Annotated in this window: 6 protein-coding genes; 5 read left to right on the top strand and 1 reads right to left on the bottom strand. The window is 39.8% G+C overall.

Annotated elements, in window-relative coordinates:
- The first annotated feature begins 54 nt into the window (after positions 1 to 54).
- From NJ959_RS26310 to NJ959_RS26290, 5 genes are all read left to right on the top strand, one after another.
- Complete coding sequence (locus tag NJ959_RS26310) at positions 55 to 735, top strand: ComF family protein (RefSeq protein ID WP_254014721.1); 681 nt, start codon at positions 55 to 57, stop codon at positions 733 to 735.
- A 122-nt stretch (positions 736 to 857) separates the two neighbouring features.
- Positions 858 to 1,559 carry a Mo-dependent nitrogenase C-terminal domain-containing protein gene (locus tag NJ959_RS26305; protein WP_254014720.1) on the top strand — a complete coding sequence of 234 codons (702 nt, stop codon included), beginning with the start codon at positions 858 to 860 and terminating at the stop codon, positions 1,557 to 1,559.
- A gap of 135 nt (positions 1,560 to 1,694) precedes the next feature.
- Positions 1,695 to 2,720, top strand: coding sequence for a GTPase ObgE (gene obgE, locus NJ959_RS26300; protein WP_254014719.1), 1,026 nt, complete (start codon positions 1,695 to 1,697; stop codon positions 2,718 to 2,720).
- Positions 2,721 to 2,747: 27 nt separating this feature from the next.
- Positions 2,748 to 3,008 carry a hypothetical protein gene (locus NJ959_RS26295; protein ID WP_254014718.1) on the top strand — a complete coding sequence of 87 codons (261 nt, stop codon included), beginning with the start codon at positions 2,748 to 2,750 and terminating at the stop codon, positions 3,006 to 3,008.
- A complete protein-coding gene (locus NJ959_RS26290; protein WP_254014717.1) occupies positions 2,983 to 3,300 on the top strand; it encodes a hypothetical protein in 318 nt (105 codons plus the stop codon). The genes NJ959_RS26295 and NJ959_RS26290 overlap by 26 nt, the downstream gene beginning before the upstream one ends.
- Before the next feature lie 13 nt (positions 3,301 to 3,313).
- On the opposite strand, the gene NJ959_RS26285 is transcribed toward NJ959_RS26290, so the two are convergent.
- Entirely contained in the window at positions 3,314 to 4,033 is a 720-nt protein-coding gene (locus NJ959_RS26285) for a glycerophosphodiester phosphodiesterase (protein ID WP_254014716.1), read from the bottom strand.
- Positions 4,034 to 4,232: the final 199 nt, after the last annotated feature.

Here is a 4,232-nt window from a genome sequence, read left to right as displayed (position 1 = left end):
GGTATTGGGAATTATGAAGGCTGATTGTGAATAGAGTAGGAATCAGTTCATAATATGATCTCAAATAGAATTAAACAAATCAAAAACAGTCTACTATCTCTGTTTTTGAAATCAAACTGCCCATTATGCACTCGCCCTGCGGAAACTGAAATATGTCAATACTGTTACAGACAGTTACAACGGTGTCAACTGAGTAACCATAGTAGATTATGGCAAGGAGAATTACCTGTATTTATCTGGGGAAATTATGGGAATGGAGTCAAAAGAGCGATCGCATCCCTAAAATATAATAATCAACCTCAGTTAGCCCGTCCCCTTGGTAACTGGTTAGCTGAGGCTTGGCTGAAAGGAGCCGCTGCCAAATATACGAAAAAATTAATAGTCGTCCCGATTCCCCTCCATCCTAGTAAACAGAAAAGTCGGGGGTTTAATCAAGCGGAGCTGATTGCCGAAAGTTTTTGTCAGATTACTGGATATCAACACCAACCCTTGGGATTAGAAAGAATCAGGGAAACAGAAGCACAATTTAGTTTATCAGCACAAGCGCGATCGCAAAACTTAGCTGAAGCATTTACCATCGGTAAGTGCTTTCGCAAAAATCCACCCACCTCACCTGTATTAATTGTGGATGATATCTACACCACAGGTGCTACAGTTCGTTCAGCAACGGAAACTCTGCGGCAGGAAGGAGTACAAGTGTATGGGGTAGTTGCGATCGCCTCTTCTCACAAATAGGGAGTGGGGAGTGGGGAGTGGGAGAATTTTAGTAAAAAATTTGCTCCCCCCCTCTTCCCTCTCTTCCCCCAGAGTTATAATCGCGGTAGCAATGGAGAGCGATTGGAGTATTTAACATAAATATGACACCTGTAACTGAATCTCTCTACACAGAAGTACAAATTGCCGCTTGGCTGCGGGGTTTATTTACTGTAGCTTGGGCAGATGGTAACTTCGATCCACAGGAACAAGAAGTAGTTCAGCAACTCACCCATGATGAACTCTTTGCTGAGAGTAATTTACCATCTCTCGATGAGCGAATTTCTCCAGCAGAATTAGCCGCAGCGTTAGGGAAAGATCCCAAGATCGCAGAAAATTTTATTAGAACGGCTGTCATGGTAGCATTGGCAGATGGTATCTATTCCATTACCGAAGCGGATGTTCTACACGAATTCTGTGAGGCTTTAGGGCTAAAGGTAGCTGCTTTAGATGGATTGCGAGCTACACTTTGTCATGATGAGGTGATTAAGGGATCTGACGGTATTCAGCAATTACCTCAGAAACCAGGAACTTTACCTCAGCCAGCGGCTGATGTCTTGCAACCAATGCGAGAATGGTTAGATGGGATGGAAGTTCATGACCCACGGGTAGCGCGATTTATCTGTAAAATGATTCCATCCCAATGTCCGTTTGAGCGAGATGTGAAACTATTTGGTCACAAAATTGTTCATATTCCTCCCATGTGTAAGATTAATCCCCTTTACGATCAATTAGTAGGTTTACGCTTTCGAGCTTTATCCTATTTGGCAGACGATCGGGGTGAAGATGTGTCACAATATTTTTGAGTTGGTTGTTGGTTGTTGGTTGTTAGTTGTTATGAAAATCAATAATAACTGTGGCAGACAAAACTTCTGTAATATAAAAAACAACAAATAACAAATAACCAACAACAAAAAACAAACAACAACAAAAAACAAACAATGAAATTTATCGACCAAGTAGAAATTGAAGTTGTATCAGGGAAAGGTGGGGATGGCATAGTGACATTTCGGCGGGAAAAATATGTCCCTGCTGGAGGACCATCGGGTGGTAATGGGGGAAAGGGTGGTGATGTGATTTTAACTGCGGTTGAACACTTGCAAACCTTGCTGGATTTTAAGTATGCCCATCGCTTCCAAGCTGAAAATGGGGGAAAGGGCGGGCGGAATAATCGGACGGGTGCAAATGGAAGCGATCGCATAATTCTGCTTCCCTGCGGTACTGTTATCTATGATGCTGATACGGAGGAAATCCTCTGCGATTTGGTTAAGTCTGACCAAACTTTCTGTGTGGCGAAAGGCGGAAAGGGAGGGTTGGGAAATCAGCATTTCTTAAGCAATCAAAATCGCGCACCAGATTATGCTTTGCCGGGGCAACCAGCAGAGGAACGCCGTTTACGTTTGGAGTTGAAGTTATTGGCAGAAGTGGGTATTATTGGTTTGCCAAATGCCGGGAAGTCTACGCTAATTTCATCAATTTCAGCCGCACGCCCTAAGATTGCTGATTATCCATTTACTACACTAATACCGAATTTAGGTGTAGTCCGAAAACCGTCAGGTGATGGTACTGTTTTTGCTGATATTCCTGGATTAATAGAAGGGGCACATTTAGGTGCAGGTTTAGGCCACGAATTTCTCCGCCATATCGAACGGACTAAGCTATTATTACACTTAATTGATGCTACGGCTGATGACCCGATTGCTAATTATCAAACTATTCAAGAGGAATTACAAGCTTATGGACGGGGATTATCGGAACGTCCCCAAATTTTAGCTATTAATAAAATAGATGCTATGGATGGAGATATTGTCGATGAAATTGCTACCAAACTCAATCATTTAACTCAAGTACCTGTGTTCCAAATTTCAGCCGTAGCCCGTAAAGGATTCGAGCCTTTATTAGCGAAAATTTGGCAATCTCTGGAGCAGTTAGCACCTGCTGAGTTATCAATTTTGACGAGGCGGTAAAAATTGTGAGAAGAGGAGTTATCTGATATGACAGATCCCTTAATCAATAATCCAGATGAGACAAAAAGTAAGATCCGGCTTGAATACTTGGATGGTTTACGAGGTATTGCAGCGCTTTATGTCGTTCTCTATCACATCTATAACGATGTATCTCAACACTTTGGAAATGTTCCTCGTTTTTTCCAAACATCAATCAACTTACTCCTCGCCCATGTGAAGATCATCTGTTGCCATCTTTATTGTGCTTTCTGGTTATTGTTTGATGTTACCAGTTGCTCGCTCTACTAGTGGTGATTTAAAAGGAGGATTCTTTAATTACATTAAGCGAAGATCCCGTAGAATTCTCCCACCTTATTATGCAGCACTTATATTTTCCCTCCTATTTACTGGGTTGATTCATAACTGGATAGCAAATACTGGTAGGATTTGGAATATTGGACAACCTGCTTTTGCTCCAGATAACATTATTGCTCATTTTTTACTGATTCATAACTTGAATCAGGATTGGATATTTTTAGTCGCCCACCGCTTCTATCTAGTCTTTGAAAAGCCATTCATCAATAGCCTAACAAAAACTTAGAGTAATTTCTAATTCACTGGCAAAGCTTTGTCGAAAATATAGCCACATCAGGGCTATCGGTTATGATGCCTTGAACTATATTATCTTTGAGAAATTTTCCTATCATTACCTCATCATTGACTGTCCATAAAACAATATTTTTTTGTTCTCTTTGGGCAAATTTTAATAATTCTAACGAATATCCATCAACATGAGGTAACAAAATATCTGGATTTACCCCAAAGATAATTGAACTTGGCAGAAAGCTAAATATTTTTATGATAAATCCCAATAATTTAGCTTTTTTTGTTCTTAACAATAAGCCTGTTTTAACATCGGCATAACTTGATTTAATTAGTTTCAGAGATCTCACATTGAAGGAAATTACTATAAATTCCTCCAAGTTAAGATATTTTAGTAATAAGTTGATAATATCATCTTCATAACCTTCTTCTTTTAGTTCGACAAATAGTTTAACTTTTCCCTTAGTTATTTTTAATACTTCTTCTACAGTAGGGACAGTAAATCCTTTGTCAGCAGCGATTTTATTAATCTGCTCGTAGGTTAAATTACTGATATATTTGTTATATATTATTTCATCGTGATGTGAAATTAATATGTCATCTTTCGTCTTTCTTACATCAAATTCAATGCCATCTACCCCAATTTCAATTGCTTTCTGATATGCTTCAATGGTATTCTCTGTGGCAGAGTTGTGAAAACCACGATGGGCGATTATTAGTTTTTTCATCATATACTGAGATCTCGCACCTTTGACAATAACTATAGGGTGGGCAGTCCCCACTAATGTAATAATAAGCTGTTCACCTTATCTTGGGGACTGCCCACTCTACATAAAACTAATTGTCAGTAGCGATGCCTCTGGCTGGCGTTGCCATCGCCAATCATACACCTTTGACTTCAGCCCACTGTCAATACAGAATCTTCATCTT

The sequence above is a fragment of the Limnofasciculus baicalensis BBK-W-15 genome, assembly GCF_024178385.1.
Lineage (GTDB): Bacteria > Cyanobacteriota > Cyanobacteriia > Cyanobacteriales > Coleofasciculaceae > Limnofasciculus > Limnofasciculus baicalensis.
Note: the sequence above shows the minus strand (reverse complement) of the source record. Positions and strands in the feature narration are given on the sequence as shown.